Origin of the sequence: Edaphobacter dinghuensis (genome assembly GCF_014640335.1) — a bacterium.
GTDB lineage: Bacteria > Acidobacteriota > Terriglobia > Terriglobales > Acidobacteriaceae > Edaphobacter > Edaphobacter dinghuensis.
The window spans coordinates 488,825-506,302 of record NZ_BMGT01000002.1; the positions used below are offsets into that span (position 1 = coordinate 488,825).

Annotated in this window: 12 protein-coding genes; 6 read left to right on the forward strand and 6 right to left on the reverse strand. The window is 56.3% G+C overall.

Annotation, left to right across the window (positions count from 1 at the left end):
* Positions 1–16: 16 nt before the first annotated feature.
* The 3 genes from IEW09_RS07640 to IEW09_RS07650 form a co-directional block, all read right to left on the reverse strand.
* Positions 17–1,747, reverse strand: coding sequence for a CRTAC1 family protein (locus IEW09_RS07640; protein WP_188553587.1), 1,731 nt, complete (start codon positions 1,745–1,747; stop codon positions 17–19).
* Positions 1,734–3,458 (reverse strand): tetratricopeptide repeat protein, encoded by a 1,725-nt coding sequence (locus tag IEW09_RS07645; protein WP_188553588.1) that lies wholly within the window; start codon positions 3,456–3,458, stop codon positions 1,734–1,736. Before IEW09_RS07645 ends, IEW09_RS07640 begins: the two co-directional genes overlap by 14 nt.
* Before the next feature lie 113 nt (positions 3,459–3,571).
* Positions 3,572–7,267 (reverse strand): TonB-dependent receptor, encoded by a 3,696-nt coding sequence (locus tag IEW09_RS07650; RefSeq protein ID WP_229739174.1) that lies wholly within the window; start codon positions 7,265–7,267, stop codon positions 3,572–3,574.
* 502 nt (positions 7,268–7,769) lie between these two features.
* Between IEW09_RS07650 and IEW09_RS07655 the strand changes: the two genes are divergently transcribed.
* The 4 genes from IEW09_RS07655 to IEW09_RS07670 are packed head-to-tail and all read left to right on the forward strand — an operon-like array spanning position 7,770 to position 12,578.
* Positions 7,770–8,891 carry a polysaccharide biosynthesis protein gene (locus IEW09_RS07655; RefSeq protein WP_188553589.1) on the forward strand — a complete coding sequence of 374 codons (1,122 nt, stop codon included), beginning with the start codon at positions 7,770–7,772 and terminating at the stop codon, positions 8,889–8,891.
* On the forward strand, positions 8,888–10,042 hold the full coding sequence (neuC, locus tag IEW09_RS07660) for a UDP-N-acetylglucosamine 2-epimerase (RefSeq protein WP_188553590.1): 1,155 nt from the start codon (positions 8,888–8,890) through the stop codon (positions 10,040–10,042). Before IEW09_RS07655 ends, neuC begins: the two co-directional genes overlap by 4 nt.
* Entirely contained in the window at positions 10,039–11,163 is a 1,125-nt protein-coding gene (locus tag IEW09_RS07665; protein WP_188553591.1) for a DegT/DnrJ/EryC1/StrS family aminotransferase, read from the forward strand. The genes neuC and IEW09_RS07665 overlap by 4 nt, the downstream gene beginning before the upstream one ends.
* Positions 11,164–11,168: 5 nt before the next feature.
* Entirely contained in the window at positions 11,169–12,578 is a 1,410-nt protein-coding gene (locus tag IEW09_RS07670; protein WP_188553592.1) for an amidase, read from the forward strand.
* Here the strand turns inward: IEW09_RS07670 and IEW09_RS07675 are convergent.
* Together IEW09_RS07675 and IEW09_RS07680 are read right to left on the reverse strand one after the other, a co-directional pair.
* The gene (locus tag IEW09_RS07675; RefSeq protein ID WP_188553593.1) at positions 12,575–14,257 is read right to left on the reverse strand and encodes a 30S ribosomal protein S1; all 1,683 of its coding nucleotides are present in this window, start codon (positions 14,255–14,257) and stop codon (positions 12,575–12,577) included. The genes IEW09_RS07670 and IEW09_RS07675 overlap by 4 nt on opposite strands.
* A 74-nt stretch (positions 14,258–14,331) precedes the next feature.
* Positions 14,332–14,964 carry a DUF4126 domain-containing protein gene (locus IEW09_RS07680; protein WP_188553594.1) on the reverse strand — a complete coding sequence of 211 codons (633 nt, stop codon included), beginning with the start codon at positions 14,962–14,964 and terminating at the stop codon, positions 14,332–14,334.
* Positions 14,965–15,061: 97 nt separating this feature from the next.
* Here IEW09_RS07680 and IEW09_RS07685 point away from each other — a divergent pair, with 97 nt between their 5' ends.
* Entirely contained in the window at positions 15,062–15,526 is a 465-nt protein-coding gene (locus tag IEW09_RS07685; protein WP_188553595.1) for a PaaI family thioesterase, read from the forward strand.
* 22 nt (positions 15,527–15,548) lie between these two features.
* On the opposite strand, the gene IEW09_RS07690 is transcribed toward IEW09_RS07685, so the two are convergent.
* Positions 15,549–16,271 (reverse strand): glycosyltransferase, encoded by a 723-nt coding sequence (locus IEW09_RS07690; RefSeq protein WP_188553596.1) that lies wholly within the window; start codon positions 16,269–16,271, stop codon positions 15,549–15,551.
* Between the two features lie 229 nt (positions 16,272–16,500).
* Here IEW09_RS07690 and pdxS point away from each other — a divergent pair, with 229 nt between their 5' ends.
* A complete protein-coding gene (gene pdxS / locus IEW09_RS07695) occupies positions 16,501–17,454 on the forward strand; it encodes a pyridoxal 5'-phosphate synthase lyase subunit PdxS (RefSeq protein WP_188553597.1) in 954 nt (317 codons plus the stop codon).
* Positions 17,455–17,478 lie beyond the last annotated feature (24 nt).

Consider the following 17,478-nt stretch of genomic DNA (forward strand, 5'->3'; position numbering starts at 1 on the left):
CGCAAATCGCTCGAAGCTAGCTCCCGGGTTCGTTCAGCTTGACTGTCTGCGTGATGCCCTCACCTTCGACGATGGTGTAGAGTCTATCCGCTGCAACATCGTGCAACTCCTCGGTCGCCCCACTGGGCCATTCAATCTTTATCTGTTTCATCGTCGCGGCAGTGCCAAGGCCGAAGTGAAGACGCTGGTCATTTGAGGAGAGATAGCCTCCCCCGGCGCGCACCTCGTCGGTCTGCACCAGTGTTCCGGCGGTGACTGTAACACGTGCGCCGATCGCAGCACGATTACTTTTTTTGCCCACCAGTCGGAAGAGAACACGATGGTTCGCATTCTTCGTCTCATTCAAAAATAATGAGGGTGGGACGCCAACGTTGTAGACCACGACGTCGATATTGCCGTCGTTATTAATGTCTCCAAATGCCGTACCCCGTCGCGAGCGCAGCGGCCCATCATTGAGACCGGATGCATCGGCGATCTCGGTAAAGGTGCCGTTGTGCTGATTCCGATAAAGATGAATAGGCTCGCGGTACTTGAGATCATGCGGTAGCTTATCGACCATGGAACTGACATTGCCGTTGGCCACAAAGATATCCGGCCAGCCATCGTTGTTGAAATCCGCAAAACCGGCGCCCCACGCTACAAGTTCATCCGATGCCCGCGTCAGGCCTGCGGCGGAGGCGCGGTCCGTGAAGCCCGTCTCACCTTGATTTTTATAAAGACTCATCGGCTGGTAGCCATAACGAGTGACAACAAGATCAAGCGCTCCGGTGCGGTCGTAGTCCGCAAAGTCAGCCGCCATATTGCCCATCGAACGGCCTTCAGCGCTCAACGCCGTGCCGAAGATGAGGCCATCCTCTTCAAACGTGCCGTCATGTTTGTTGCGATATAGAAAGTTCGGCCCCATGTCATTGTTGACGAACAGATCAGGCCAGCCGTCATGGTCATAGTCTCCCCAGACAACGCCCATGCCCAGCCGCTTGTCAGCGTTGTCGACGCCCGCCTTTTGAGACACTTCATCAAAGCTGCCACCGTTGTTATGGAAGAGCAGATCAGTCTCACCATTCAGCACCGGCACCTCCATCGGCAATCCCTGATATTGAAATGCTTTGTCGCCAGGCTTCGGTAGATGGTTCAGGTCGGTATCTACATAGCGCGAGACGAACAGGTCGAGCTTGCCGTCGCGATCATAGTCAGCCCACGCCGCCCCAACACTGAAACCTCCACCTGCTACCCTCTGCCGTGCTGTCACATCTTCAAACTTGCATCCGCCGAGGTTGTGGTAGAGCACGTTATGGCCATAGCCGGTAACGTAGATATCCGGCAGCCCATCATTGTCGAAATCCCCAATGGCAACGCCCATCCCCCAGCCACGCGTGGTCAGCCCCGACGCAAGCGTGACATCGGTGAAATGCACAGGCCCATCGGGCTTCGTATCCTGATGGTAGAGCGTCACCATCAAATCGCCACCGTGAAGATAGCTGTCGACCGTGGAATCGGTAACCGTAACGATATCCAACTTGCCGTCGTTATCGCAGTCCAGCAATCCAACACCGCCGCCCATCATCTCAACCAGATACTGCTTCACCGGTGCCGAATGCGGCACAGTAGTGAGTCCTGCCTCCGGGCCAATATCGCGAAAGCGTAATCCGGGCACAGACGAAGTTTGCGCAGACGTGATGCTTGAGAAGAGCGCCATCACTGCAACCACGAGCAGGCCTCTGCGAATGACTATCTCAGGGGTGAACATCTGTACCCTTCTTCTCTGTATGCGCTAGCGACTGAGTGTACATGCTCTCCAGCTGTGGAGTAGTGGCAAGCGATGACTCGATAGGCTGAAGTGTCTGCACCACAGCGGCATAGTCCTTGACCATGAAGTAGCTGATGCCAAGAACCCTTCTCGCGCCTGTCTCCTGCGGATGCGCCGCAACGTAGCGGCTTAGTGGCGGCACAGCCTGAGCATAGAGCTGCGCAGAAAATGCAGCCCTGCCCCAGTTATAGTCGAGCCCTTCGAGCGACGAGTTCCACTTGGCCGCTTTCGTGAAGTATCCGGTAGCGGTTGCAAACTCGCTGGCTCCCGCAGCCATGGCTCCAAGATTGTTATAACTGTCAGCAATAGCGGGGGCAGCTCGTTTTGCGAAAGCATCCAGAGCTTGCCGCGCCTTCACATCCATTGGACCCCGATCAGGAGGACGCTGAAAAGGTGCAATGCTGGCAGCATCACTTACAGGAGCTCCCGTCAACCTTGCCTGGTCGCGCAGTGAATTCATCTTCAGCAGCTTTGCTGAGATCTGCATCTCCTGCTTCGCTTCATCGAGATGGCCGGTCTGCACCAGCAGTCGTCCAAGCAGGTAATGAGCGCGTTGCACCTGATAGTGATTGCGAGAAAGATCGGTCGTCAGTGCAATAGCTTTGCGTAAAGCCTGCTCTGCGTCTGCCGGACGGTTCAGTTGAATATATATCTGGCCCAGCAGCAGAGGATTATCAGGATTGCGTGGATCAAGGCTTGCCGCACGTTTCAGATCTTCCTCTGCTTCAGAAAATCGGCGATCGTTGAACGCGATATAACCGAGCTGCGCAAGGCTGAAGTAGTCATTCGGATTCAACTCCAGCTCGCGATGAAACTCCTTGACTGCCTCAGAAAAGCCAACCTGTCCCTGGCTTAACAGATACGACGCGCCGAGACAGTAGTGCGCCTCAGGTAAACGAGGATTAAGCGCAATCGCTTTCTTGAATTCAACAATAGCAAGATCGGGATTGCCCGCCTCTGCATAGGCACGTCCGAAGTCCAGATGAATCGCAGCAGTATTACCGAAGCCGATAGACATCTCGCTGAAGAGCTTTGTGGCATCTTTCGTGTCGGACAACGCAAGATAGGCTGTCGCCAGGGCCAACCCATTTTTATAGTTTGGATCGAGCGCAACCGCAGCCTCCAGTTGCTTGCGAGCTTCCTGATTTTCGTCGGTCTGCAACAGCGCTTCGCCAAGAATCAGCCGGCCTGTTGAACTTTTTGAATCGGCTGCAACAACGGCTGATGCCTGAGACTTTGCGGTGGGGATATCCCGTGCCAAAAGAGCAGACTGAGCATAAGCAAGACGCAGGTCAGTGGCCTTATCCTCAGGCACAACGGACAGTGCTTCCTCAAAGAACTTCGCCCCACCCGGATAATCTCCTGCACGGACATAGCCGTCAGCAAGATGACGAAGCGTGTCCGCCAGAAAGCCTTGATAATCCCGTGCTGCAGCAGTCAGATCGCCAGCCGATTGAGCGCGTTGAGCAGAATCGTACATCTGCTGAAGATCGGGAGCACGTTCAGTCGCTTTCACCGTACGCTGGCAAAAGCTCATCTCTCCTGTCACGAAACAGAAGGCCAGCACTGCCGTCACCTGCCAACAGCTCCGCATAACGTATTCCCAGAAATGACTGCGCGGTTTGGCAGCCGTTGTAAGTCTTACTGACATTGAACCAAAGTATAGCGAAGGGTTGTAATGACCTTCTTCCAATCGAGATCTCTTCTATTGCAGAAAAATGGGGCGACTCAAAGAGAGTCGCCCCACTCTGGTTTAGGAACAAGCTAGAAGTTGTACTTCAGAGCCAGTTCCATCGTGCGTTGTGCGTGTGCGCCAGTCTTGGTATCGAGGTAACCAAGCGTTTTGGAGTTAGAACCCGAGTTTACCGTCAGGTCGTTGTTGTAGTGGAGAGCCAACTGGTTTCCGCTGCTGAACTGCGGTAGAGGATGGTTGATCCAGTTGAACGCCGAGGCACGGAACTGTACCGTCTGATGTTCCGTGACATGGAACGTCTTGTATGCAGCCAGGTCGGTGTCGAAGAAGTCCGCCATCCTGTAGTAAGGAAGATTCCGCGGTCCATTGCTTCCGACTGCCGGTGCTGCGAAGCAAGACTCGTTCACTCGCTGCTTGTCCTGCAGGTGAGCTCCCGCGTCGCAGGTCAGAACCGGCATAATCAGCTTGGGAGCCGAAGTACCGAAGTAGGTAGCATCGCCTTTGCCTGTAATCGACAGGCCGAAGTTCGGGCTGTTGATCGCCTGCAGGTTGCCGCCCGACTGCCACGACGTAATACCTGATAGCGTCCAGCCATTCGCAACGCCACTAATGAGGCGCGAATCGCCGTTGTAGACCCTGAGGAAGTTATACGAGTAGGAAGAGTTGAAGGCATAAGGACGGTCGATGCTCAGAACGCCATAGTTACCGCTGAGAGAGAACGGGTCGATCTGCTGGCCAACTCCAAGAGTCTTCGACCAGGTGTAGTTGAAGTTGTAGGTGAGACGATCCGAGCGTTTGACCCAGCTCAACTGTAAACCGTTGTAGTTGGCATAACCCGAGTTCGTGTTCACAAGGATCTGGTTGGTTCCATAAGCATAACCATAGGGACGATAGTCCGACTCAGTGTTGTTTGGCGAACCTGGTCCACCAAGCTGCTCCGGATTCGGTGAAACAACACCTGTAACCGGATCAGGTAAGAAGAAGGCGCCGAGAGGAACCTTATTCTGATTGGTGAATTCAGCAAACCCGCTGCCAGAGGTGCTTTCTCCGCCCATGACCAGTTCTTTACTGGTGCTGCCGACGTATGCAACCTCAACCAGCGACTTCCACGGAGCCTGCTGCGAGATGGTCAAGTTATAAGCACGACTCTGAGGGATGCCGTAGTCTGTTGGATCCAACGCATTGACACTACCGTTAACCGCGCTGCTGCTACCACACTTGGCGTTACCCTTGATCTGCCCAATCTGTGAAAGCAAGGTGAAACATCCGCCAGGCAGACCGTAGCCCTGAATACTCTGTGCGGTTGTCAAAGCGCCGGTGTAATCGTTGTATTGATCGGTGAACCGGTAGATGCCCCATCCACCACGAATCAGGGTCTTGCCTGTACCAAAGATGTCATAGGAAAGTCCGAAACGCGGAGAGACGAGAAGGAACCGATCCGGTTGACCGCTCTTGGGAATACCAGGGTTAATGCCATGCCAGTAGACGCCAGGATCGAGCTTACCGGAAGCACGGTCAGCAGCAACGAGTGAAGGAATGAAGACCGCAAGGCCGTTGCCCTGGCGATCGTACCAATGGCCGATGTGATCGAAGCGAACACCATACTCGATGTTGAGACGCTGCGACGCCTTCCATGAGTCATTTACATAGAAAGAGAAGGTTTGATAAGCCATATCGCTAACTGGAGAAGAGCTGTTCTCAGCGTAGCTTGTGACATTGCCCATCAGGAAGTTAGCAGTTGGGTTATTGGGTGAACCGACCAGTTGATTGTTAAGAATGTTCTTCTGCAAAGTGCCATTCGCGTTGAAGCTGTTCAGTGCACCATTCGGAGACTCGGACGCACCCTGAATGTTGCCAACATTCTCGGCATAAACTCCGAGTTTGATGGTGTGCGTGCTAATGACCTTGGTGACATCGTCAGAGAATGCGGGCATCTCTTTGCGAACAAGGTACTTACCATTTGCCGACTCGAAGATATCCTGTTGCGAGAAGTCTGGGAAAGTCAGAGTTCCTGCGCTGGAGTAGGACGGAATCAGCTTAGAACCAGCATTGAAATACGTTCCATAGCTGGCTGGGTATTTGAGAGTAGTTCTATACGCAGCTGAAGCGCTGGGCGGACCAACCGGGAAGTTACCGTAGCCCCAGCTCGCGATGAACTCATTGGTAAGCGTTGGGCTGAACACATGGGTAAAGTGACCGGCAATCGACTTCGAGAAGGAGCTGCTGATCAAACCGCCACCAGGGTACGGAATCGCATTACCCGGCGTCCAGTAGATATGGGCACCGTTCCCCTGCGAAGGTGCAGCGTCCTGTCCATACTGATAAGAGACGAAGAAGCTGGTTTTGTCGCTGAGGTTGTAGTCCACGCGTGCACGGAAGAGATAGCCGTTGTGGGTTCCGGGGATGACCTGGTTGTAGTTGTAGCCGCCAGGAGTTGTTGCCGGGTTCGAGTTTGCCGCAGGCCAGATGCTGGCAAGTGACGCCGCACCGGGATCGAGGAACTCAGTCGGAATCATACCTGCAGGACGGTTGCCTTGCCCTACGATGGTTCCATCAGGCAGCACAGTTCCTTGGCCCGGTGTAGTGGATCCTTTTGGCGGTGGCGCAGGAGCGAGATTGTTGCATCCGTTGGTTGCAGTATTGGTGAGTGCTCCCTGGCAAAACGCCATATTGGCGGCAGTGTTAGTAAAGTTACCCGCCATCATGTCAGCAGTAGGAATAAAGGACTGAAGGCGATTTGCGTTACCTGTGTTCTGCAGGATGCGCTCGTAACCAACCCAGAATCGCAGCTTTTTATGCGTGAATGGAACCGGGCCGCCAAAGTTGCCGCCAGGGTAGTAGTAATGAGCGCTGCCTTTAGGCGTTCCTGCGTTGTCGCTCTGCCAGTCGTTGGCGTTTAAGATATCGTTGCGAGCATAAAAATAGCCTTCGCCGTGATAGTCGGCGCCGCCGGATTTGCTGATTGCATTGATAACAACCGGACCACGTGGAGCATCCGCACCGAAGTTCGAGGTCTGAACGCTGACTTCCTGCGTCATATCGGGGTTCAAAATTGCGATCGAGTTGCAATCGCAACCGGGATCGTCGACGTCAACACCATCTGAAAGCTGGCTGGTACCGCCGCGGTTGACTGCACCGTTCGCGTTCAAACCGTTACCTACCGCGCTTGAGCCTACGCTGACAACTGTAGGGTCAAACTGCGAGCCATTGTTAAGACCGTTTGGAGTGTTGGTGACGCCGGGAAGCACCTTGAGCAATTCTGAAAGGTTGCGGCCCTGAATTGCGAGCTGCTGGATGTCCTTATAGTCGAGAATTGCAGCGCGCTGGCCATTCTCAACCGGAATAATCTGTGTGTTTGCCTCAACCGTTACAGTCTCGTTGGTCTGACCGATGGTCAGGGCCAGATCGGAGAGCTTGATAAGGTCGGCTGCGTGCAGCACGATGCCATGCCGCTCATAGGTCTTGAAACCCTTTGCATCAATCTTGACCGTATAGGTTGATGGCAGCAACGCCGGAAAGGCAAAGTACCCGCTGTCGTTGCTGACGGTATTGCGGGCCTCCTTCGTGGCCTCGTTGGTCAAAGTAACATCCGCGCCCGGAACAACCGCGCCGGTCGAATCTGTCACCGTCCCATTGAGGGTTGCCGACACCTGGGCATCTGCATTCGGCAGCAACACCAGAAATACGGCTAAAACGAACGCCAGGCTCAGCGAAGCCTGTCGCCACAACTTCGGGAAACATCTCCCACGATTCTGCATAGATTGCATACTGCCTCCAAAAGAAACTTCCACTGCATCAATGCCCAACATCGGGCATACCTTTCAACCAGCGGATCCAGACCCGGATGCGTCTGTACCCACTCTCCGGCATGAATTCGTATCCGCCGGCCATCGTCTGTCGGCTGTGCAGGTTGAAATCGCCGACACCGTCAACAGACTAAAACGATTCAGCATTACGTTGAATCGTTTACAGCACCGCAATAACGACTGTCAATAGTTTTTTACGGCACTCAAACGATATTGGTCTTTCCCCCTAAATAATCGTTAAAACAAACCGATTTACGACATCGCTTTACTCGATGCTCTAAAAATTAAATCGATAAACTAAAGCGTTTTAGCGACAATCTTGTTTACGTCTCTAGACTGCTCATTGTCAACAAAAAAATGGGGGCAAGGCCGTCCATTACCCCTCTCTCCGGCCGCCGTGTAGTCTGATAAAGCGACTCGACGGAGCTGCTCCGCTGCGTCTCTCTCTGGACTAACGATTATCTTGACCGCGCCGCCGAAAACCCATCCCGCCCCCCCTGACTCCCAGGCATTCCTGCATCGGGAGCCTTCGTCTGGTCCCAGAACCGGGCGTGAACGGGCCCTTGCTCTCCTCTCCGGGAAACGGGTCCTGATCACCGGCGCTGGCGGCTGTATCGGCTCAGCGCTGGCAAAGGCCGTGGCACAGTCCGACGCACGCGAGCTGATTCTGCTCGAAGCCTCCGAAGGAGCCCTTTATGACATTCATCAGTCCCTCGCTTACCTAAAAACGACGATGACGCGCTTCTCTATTCTCGCCAGCGTCGGCGATACAAGAGCAATCACCCGTCTGTTCGAGCGACACCAGCCTGACATCGTATTCCATGCGGCCGCCTTCAAACATGTGCCACTGATGGAAGACAACCCCTTTGCAGCCATCGTCAACAATGCGTTCGGCACTCACATCCTCGCAAAAACCGTAGTGAGATACGGCTGCGAGCAGCTGTTGATGGTTTCCACGGATAAGGCGGTTGCTCCGTCGAGCATTATGGGAGCCTCTAAGCGTATCGCCGAGCTCATTCTCCTTGCCCCTCGCACCTCTTCTGTTTGCATGAAGGCAATCAGGCTAGGCAATGTGCTGGGTTCCTCCGGCAGCGTCGTTCCGCTCTTTGAGCGGCAGATCGCACAGGGAGGGCCGGTTACGGTATCGCACCCCGACGTACAGCGCTATTTCATGACAATCACGGATGCCGTAGACACTCTGCTGGACGCACTCTCTCCTGAAACTCAAGCAGGCATATCCGTGGCAGAGCTGGGAGAGCCCTATCGTATCCTCGATCTCGCACAGTTCCTGATCGGCAAGCAACAGATTCCGATCGTCTTCACCGAACTCCGTCCTGGAGACAAGATGGAAGAGTCCCTGATCTCATCGTCCGAGTCGTATCGAGATATCTCCAACTCTTCGCTTCGTGCGATCAGCAGCCCCACACTCTCGTCCGACAAGCTCTCCTGCTTCCTGGATGACCTGAGAGAAGCTATTCAACAAAATGACCTGCCATCCCTGTTGCAAACCGTACAGCGCATAGTGCCGGAATATAGTCCTAGCCTCTCCCTCCGCATGACCGCCGCCGCGATGGTGAATGCATGAAGCGCACCATTGCCGTAGTCACCAGCTCGCGTGCAGACTATAGCCATCTCTACTGGCCACTGAAGGATCTCGCTGCGCATCCCGACGTAGACCTGAAACTCATCGTCCTCGCCGCTCATCTCTCTCCCGCATTTGGCAATACCGTCCACGAGATCGAGCAGGACGGATTCGCTATCGCCTCGCGCATCGAGTGCCTGCTCAACTCCGACACCGACACCGGAATGGCGAAGACCCTTGGGCTCGCCGTACTGGGATTGACCGATGTTCTCGCACAGATGCGTCCCGACCTTCTGCTGTTGATCGCAGATCGTTACGAGATGCTGGCCCCTGCCAATGTAGCTCTCACCTTGCGCATTCCAGTAGCGCATATTGAAGGCGGAGAGATCAGCGAAGGCGCCATCGACGATGCCGTCCGCAATGCTCTCACCAAGATGGCGCACATTCACTTCACCTCTACCGATGCCGCTCGTAACCGCGTTATCAGCATGGGCGAAGAGCCGTGGCGAGTGACCCGCGCAGGAGCGCCCTCCCTCGATCACATCAGCCGCAGCCAATTGCTGACGCGGTCTCAGTTGGAACAGGCGTTGAAGATCGATCTGAAACAAGCTCCAACCGTAGTCGCCTATCATCCCGTCACACTTTTGCAGAACACTACCGAAGAGGCGGATGCACTCTTCGCCGCGCTTGCACAGATCAAAGGCCAGATCATCTTCTGCTATCCCAACGCAGACGCCGGCAGCCACAGCCTGATGCAGCGCACGCATGAATTTATCCGGCAGCACAGCGACGCTCACGTCTTTGTAAACCTCGGTGCCGTAACTTATTGGAGCCTTCTGAAACAAGCTGGCCTGCTTCTCGGCAACTCCAGCAGCGGCATTATGGAGGCGGCGTCGTTCGCCTTGCCCGTGGTCAATGTCGGCCTTCGCCAATACGGACGCGAACGTGCACCCAACGTTCTCGACGCCAATCCCGATGTCAATTCCATCCTTGAGAAGGTCGCGACTGCTCAAAGCACAGCCTTCCGCAAATCGCTCAGCGGCATGACGAACCCGTACGGCGACGGCCACGCCGCCGAGCGAATTGTGCATGTTCTCACCACCGTTCCCCTCGAGGGTTTGCTGCGTAAGCGAGCCACTTCCATCCAATCATGACCATCCCCCTCTCCTCGCCTGATATCACCGAGGCCGAAATCGAAGCCGTCACCGCTGTTCTGCGCACCTCGCGGCTCAGCCTCGGGCCACAGATGGAAGCCTTTGAAGATGCGATCGCAGAGTACATCGACACTCCCCACGCCATCGCCGTTAGCTCAGGGACGGCGGGGTTACATCTCTGCATCAAAGCACTCGGCATCGGCGAGGGCGATGAGGTTATCGTTCCCTCTTTCACCTTCATCGCCGCTGCCAACGCCCTTCGCTACGAACGGGCTCTACCTGTCTTTGTCGATATCGATGCCGATTCGCTGAATATGTCTCCCGCCAGCATCGAGCAGGCGATCACACCAAAGACTCGCGCCATTCTCGTCGTACACACCTTCGGGCGCCCTGCGGAGATGGCAGCCATCATGGACATCGCCAACCGACATCATCTCTTCGTCATTGAAGATGCATGCGAAGCCATCGGCGCAACCTATCAAGGACGCAAGGCGGGTTCGTTCGGCGACGCAGCGGTCTTCGCCTTCTACCCCAACAAGCAAATCACTACTGGAGAAGGCGGTATGGTCGTCACCCGGCGCCCGGAGTTGGCAGCGCAGATCCGCGCACTCCGCAACCAGGGCCGCTACGACAGCGCAGACTGGTTGCAACACGCCGAACTCGGCTACAACTATCGCCTCTCCGAGATCAACTGCGCTCTCGGCTTTGCGCAGTTGAAGCGCATCGAGCCCATTCTGCAGCAGCGCGAAAAAGTAGCTCGCCGATACCAGCAAGCCCTCGCAGACATCAACGAACTCGTCCTCCCTTCAACAGAGATTCCAGGTATACGGATCAGTTGGTTCGTCTACGTCGTCCGACTCAACTCTGATTACACAGAAATAGACCGCGATAGCATCGTCACCACACTAACGGGCGCAGGCATCGGCTGCGCACGATACTTTGCGCCCATCCACCTGCAACCGAGCTATGCCGCATGGCGCAACTCTGCTGTACTTCCTGTAACCGAGGCACAGGCCAGCCGCACGATTGCTCTGCCCTTCTTCAATCGCATCACCGAAGAAGACATAGCGCAGGTTGGCAACGCTCTACGCACAGCTCTGCTTCAGATACAAAATAGATAGACCCCATGAGCGATTTAGTCCTTCAACCTGCCGTCGATCTGCTGGCAATGATCTCTGCCCGCAAGCTCTCTCCGCTCGAACTTGCCGAAGAACATATTCTTCAGATCAAGCGGTTGAACCTGCAACTCAACGCCATCATCGACTTCGACGAGCAGCGCGTTCGCTCTCAGGCTATCGCTCTCGAAAAAAGCTCAGCTCCTCGCGGCCCTTTGCATGGGCTCCCGATGACCATCAAGGCCTCCATCGCTGTAGCCGACCACCGCTGCGAAACCGGAAGCCTCTTCAACAAGGGGCATCTTCCTAAGGAAGATGCCGTCATCGTCGAACGCAGCAGACAAGCAGGCGCGATCATTCTCGGGACGACGAACTGTCCCGAGTTCCTAATGGCCTACGAGACAGATAACCTCCTCTACGGTCGCACCTCAAATCCGTGGGATCTTACGCGCACCGCAGGAGGCTCCAGCGGCGGCGAATCGGCAGCTATCGCAGCGGGCCTCTCTACCAGCGGCTTTGGCAGCGACGGCGGAGGCTCCGTACGCGAGCCTGCACACTTCACCGGCATCTGCGCGCTCAAGCCAACCCCCGGCAGAATCCCCGCAATCGGCCATCTTCCACCGTGCGTCGGACCGTTCTCACTGCTCGGAGCCATCGGCCCTATGGCACGCACCATTGCCGACGTATCGCTTCTCTTCAATGTCCTCTCCGGCCACACCGATAGCGACCCCACCGGTGCTCCTGTGCCACTCCAGCACTACACCACAGAAGAACTGCGGCAAATTCCGATAGGTTTCTTTGAAGACGACGGAATCGCGCCCGTAACTCCCGAGACACGTCAAGCCGTACAGGACGCAGTCCGTTCCCTGCGCAACCAGGGTTTCCATATCGAACCGCTCCGCCCCCGCGCACTCGAACAAGCACGCAAGCTCTGGTGGAAATATTTTGTGCGTTGTGGAGCCATGTTGCTCAATCCCATCTTTGCTGGCAAAGAATCTCGGCTCAGCCCAACCTTTCAGGACTTCCTCGCTATCGCCCGCCAGGACCCGCCGCTCGCGGGAGATGAGCTACTTTTTGCATGGGCAGAGTGCGATGTCATTAGGGCGGCGTTGCTCGAAGAGATGCGCGAATTCCCCATCCTGCTTATGCCGGTATGTTCTGTCCCTGCATTCCGTCACGGTGAACGGGAATGGAAGATCGACGGCCAGCAGGTCGCCTATCTCGATGCGATGCGCTACACCCAATGGTTCAACCTGCTCGGCGCACCCGCAGCCGTTGTGCCGGTAGGACGTTCCTCGGAAGGTCTACCCATCGGCATTCAGATCACTGGCCGACCGTATCAGGATGAAGTCGTGCTCGGCATCGCCGCAGCGATCGAACACGACTTCGGATATCAGCCACCACCGATGGCACGCTCTTAAACGAGCTGCACCTCAATCGTCTTTGCATCCTGATCCAGCTTCGTAATCTTGAAGCTACGAATCTGCCCTGCGCGAATCTCATCCGTCTTGACTGTGCTCGCAGACCCACTCTTCCAGCGTTCCTTCAACATCGAGCTGAAGGCTGAAAGATCCACCTGTCCTGCAGCCGCAGGCTGCTCTTCCTTTGCCGCAGTCGCAACTATTCTGCACTTGCTGCGAATCCCTTCGCCCAGTTCTACCATTGCATTGTCGCCGGAAACCTCAATCAGTCGTCCCGTCACGACATCGCCTTGCTTATGCTCGGCGATGTACTCATCGAGACCAGTCGGAACAAGCTGCTTCATGCTCAGCTTGATCTGACGTTTCTCCTTGTCGATATCGAGCACCTTAGCCTTCACCACCTGGCCCACGCGCAGCACATCCTGCGGACGCTCCACACGCTTCTCCGCGCTGATCTCGCTGACATGAATCATGCCCTCGACGCCCTCAGCAAGTTGTACAAACGTGCCAAACTTGGTGAGGCTGACGACCGGCCCTTCCACTGTCGAGCCAACCGCAAACTTCTCCTGCGCCTCTGCCCACGGATCGCCCAGCGTCTGCTTCAGCCCCAGCGACATGCGCCGCTCCGCCACGTTGATGCCAAGGATCATCACCTCTACGGTCTCCCCCGGCTTCAGCATGTCGCTGGGCTTGTGAACCTTCTTCGCCCACGACATCTCGGAAAGGTGAACCATCCCCTCAACCCCCGTCTCCAGTTCGACAAACGCGCCAAAGTCGGTCGCGCGAGTCACCACTCCACGAACCCGCTCGCCCGCCCTGTACTTCCCTTCCACCGCGTCCCACGGATGCGGCAAAAGCTGCTTCATCCCCAGGGAAATCTTCTTGGTCGCTGCATCAATCTTCAGCACCTTCACTTCAACCTGCTGCCCGGCGGAAAGCACGTCGGCCGGCTTGTTCACACGCCCCCACGCGATATCACTGATGTGCAGTAGCCCATCCACACCGCCGATATCGACAAACGCGCCGTAGTCCGCAAGGCTGCGCACCGTTCCCAGAGCGGTGTCGCCTTCCTTGATCTCGGCAAACCGCCGCTCCTTCGTCGAGCGCTCTTCCTCTTCAGCAACCGAGCGATGATCGACCACAACATCTTCCTCAGCCACATCCAGTTTGATGATCCGGCAGGTAATCTCCTGTCCTACCAACTTTTCCATCTCGCCAGCGTCACGTGCGCCGCTACGCGATCCCGGCATAAACGCCCGCGAGCCCACATCCACAGTCAGTCCACCCTTAACAACACCGGTCACCGTGCCTACGATGATCGCCTTTTCGGCAAAGGCCTTCTCCAGCGAAGTCCAGTCCTTCGGACGCTCCACTCTCTGCCGCGAAAGCTCGTAGTAACCCTCCTCATTGCGCCCCTTCACTGTCACCAGCAGCTTCGTGCCTACTTCTACCGTCTCATTGGCGTTCTGAAACAAGGTCAGCGGAAGAATGCCTTCGGTCTTAAAGCCAATATCGACAAACACCGACTCAGCCGAGACAGCGATCACCGTCCCTTCAAGCTGCCTGCCATCCTCGCCCACGCGGTGCGAGTGGCTCTGCTCATACTGCGAAAGGATCTTGTCGAAGGATTCGTTGTTTTCGAAGGTTGATTCTGCTGCCGAAACGTCTGGATTGGACATGAAAAGTTACAGCCTCGCTATCACCGTGATTGCGGCTAGAATACCATCGCGTCCGCTTATCGCGCGGCGATGGCTCATTCCGTAGAAGGCTTGGTAACCACCGGAGCATCTGTGGGCGGCATCCCGAACAAGCGTCGCAACGGCCGCTGAATCGCACGTAAAAGCGCCCGCGCAGCCAACACCGCAGCCACCAGTAAGGCCACCGCGATCGAAGCAGCCACAATCGGATGGTGCGTAGCAAACCACGTCAGTCCTACCGCAACAACGTCTTCCGTACTGCTCAGCGCAATATTCGACACCGGCTCAGGGCTCGGCGTCACCACCGCCCGTAGCGCTGTCTTCGAACTATGCGTAGCCAGCGCAATCGCCGCTCCTACTCCAGTGGCGATGATCTGCATCTGCGGTGAAAGCTGCGCGCTCGCATGGTAAGCGACCAGGGCTGCAATCGGCACACGAACAGCAGTGTGCAGCACGTTCCAGAAGACATCGAACCCCGGAATCTTGTCAGCCACAAACTCAACCGCGAACATGATCGCGCATACAACAATCACCCACGTATGCCCCAGCGAGTCCAATCCCGCAGGCAGCGCAACCCAGTGCGTCCGTGCCAATATTCCCAGGGTCAATACCGTGGCATAGATATTCAAACCCGCCGCAAAGCTGGCAGCAATTACGAGCGCGGTAATATTGGCAGGCGAGAAGTCCATGTGCACGGAATTCTATACCCCATCCAATAACATCCGTCGCACAGGTATATATTGACCAGCAAAGCTCGATACCATCGGAACAGGAGACGCTCACGTAATGAAAGGCCATCCAACCCTGGACGAGCGAGCCAGTCACTGCTTCGGCTGCGGTCCGGCCAATCCTCAGGGGCTCCACCTCAGCTTCGAGATCGACACTACCCATCCCGAAGCTCCCACTGCGACCGCGCATATTCAATTGACGCAACTATACGAAGGCCCACCTGGCTACATCCATGGAGGCATCGTAGCCACACTGCTCGACGAGTCCATGAGCAAACTCAACCGCCCGCTCAGCGTTCTTGCTATGACCCGCCACATGGAGGTCGATTACCTACGCCCCGCACCGCTTCACCAGCCGTTGACACTCATCAGTCGCCACCTGCGCCGCGAAGGACGCAAACTCTTCCATCAAGCAGAACTACTGGATTCCGAAGGAGCCGTCCTCGCTCGCGGTAAAGGCCTCTTCGTCGTCATCGACGAGAAGCTGCTCGCCCGCACCGGCCTCACCCAACCTCAGATCTAAATCTCAGGACGAAGTACAAACCCTAGGCCTCAAGCTCTTCCCAGTACCCCTGATCTTCTAAAAAATATCCCTCATCCCAGCTATGCAGCATCGTCTTGAAGAACATCCAGACCATCCGCGCGTGCCCCAGCTTCTTGAACCGCCGATTGGTGGTTAGCACCTTGCCTCGAACAATCCGAAACCGCAATCGTTCCACACCTTTGGATAAGAGATAGTCCTCTGCAAACAGCGCGCGCTCATTGAAGCCACCCAGCCGCCAGAACGCCTCGCGGTCGAACAGCATAAACATTCCTGTCGCAAAAGGACTCACAAACGAACTCATTCGCTGCACCAGGTTGTTTCCCGCATACAGCGCATCGTCGAAGAATCCGCCATGCCTACAGGAAATATTCGTCGTCGCCAGGTGCAGATCCCTGCGCGTCATCTTCCACAGCGCCCGCCGCAACAGGGTCGGCTCCGGCAACTCCACATCCGCGTCCAGAAACAGCACAAACCGGGTCGTCGCCAGACGCGCGCCCGCATTCCTTCCCACCGAGGGCAGCCCTCCCGGAATTACCTCGACATTCAACCGATCACGAAAGCTCAGTGCTACCTCCACCGTGCCATCGGTTGATTCGGCATCCGCAACAATCACCCTTGTCTGCGCCATGCCCTCATAGTCCTGCTTACAAAGCGATTTCAGCAGCTTCGGCAGCATCTTCACTTCGTTCTTCGCAGGAATCACAATCGTCAGTTCCGCTTCCATTTGCCCTCCGTACGCTGGCAATACCTGACTCTTTGATTAGTTTGACGAGATGACACGGCACTTCACATAAACACATCTTGAATTTTCAGCTAATCTCTTGCTGCAAGCCTCATCTCTGTCAACAGTTGCGGCACCTACATCCATCGCCCTAAAACTGATAAACTTAACTTTCCCGCGAACAGCCTGAATCACCCCCTCAGCGCGCCTCTCGCGGCAAGGAGATATCGTCATGGCAGACCACACCACCAACGGCAACTTCGCCTCATCCTCCCTTCGCCTCAAGACCGGCCTGGCCGAGATGCTGAAAGGTGGCGTCATCATGGACGTCATGAACGTTGAGCAGGCCCGCATCGCCGAAGAGGCCGGTGCCATCTCCGTCATGGCGCTCGAGCGCGTCCCGGCCATGATCCGCGCCGAAGGCGGCGTCGCTCGCATGGCTAATCCCAAGCTCATCAAAGAGATCGTCGCCGCCGTCTCCATCCCGGTCATGGCCAAGGCCCGCATCGGCCACTTCGCCGAAGCCCAGGTGCTCCAGACCCTCGGTGTCGACTTCATCGACGAGTCCGAGGTCCTCACCCCAGCGGACGAGGTCTACCACATCGACAAGCACGCCTTCACCACTCCCTTCGTCTGCGGGGCCCGCAACTTAGGTGAGGCCCTCCGCCGCATCGCCGAAGGCGCAGCCATGATCCGTACCAAGGGCGAACCGGGCACCGGCGACGTCGTTCACGCCGTCCAGCACATGCGCCAGATCGTCCGCGAGATCAAGGCGCTCACTGTCCTCGACGACTCCGAGCTTTATAACGCCGCCAAGGTCCACGGCGCACCCTACGAACTCGTAAAGATGGTTGCTAAGGCCGGTAAGCTTCCCGTTCCCAATTTCTCAGCTGGCGGCATCGCCACTCCCGCTGACGCCGCTCTTATGATGCAGCTCGGCGCCGAGTCGGTCTTTGTAGGCTCAGGCATCTTCATGAAGGAGCGCGCCACCCCGCTCGACGTCGAGAACGACCCGAAGGAGCGCGCCGAAGCCGTCTCCCGCGCCAAGGCCATCGTCATCGCCACAACCCACTACAACGATCCGAAGATCGTAGCCGAAGCCAGCGAACAGGTCACAGGAACCATGAAGGGCTTGGCTGCTGCTGCCATCGAAGAGGCCCAGTTGATGCAGACCCGCGGCTGGTAGTACACCCGCGCAAAAGGCAGGAGC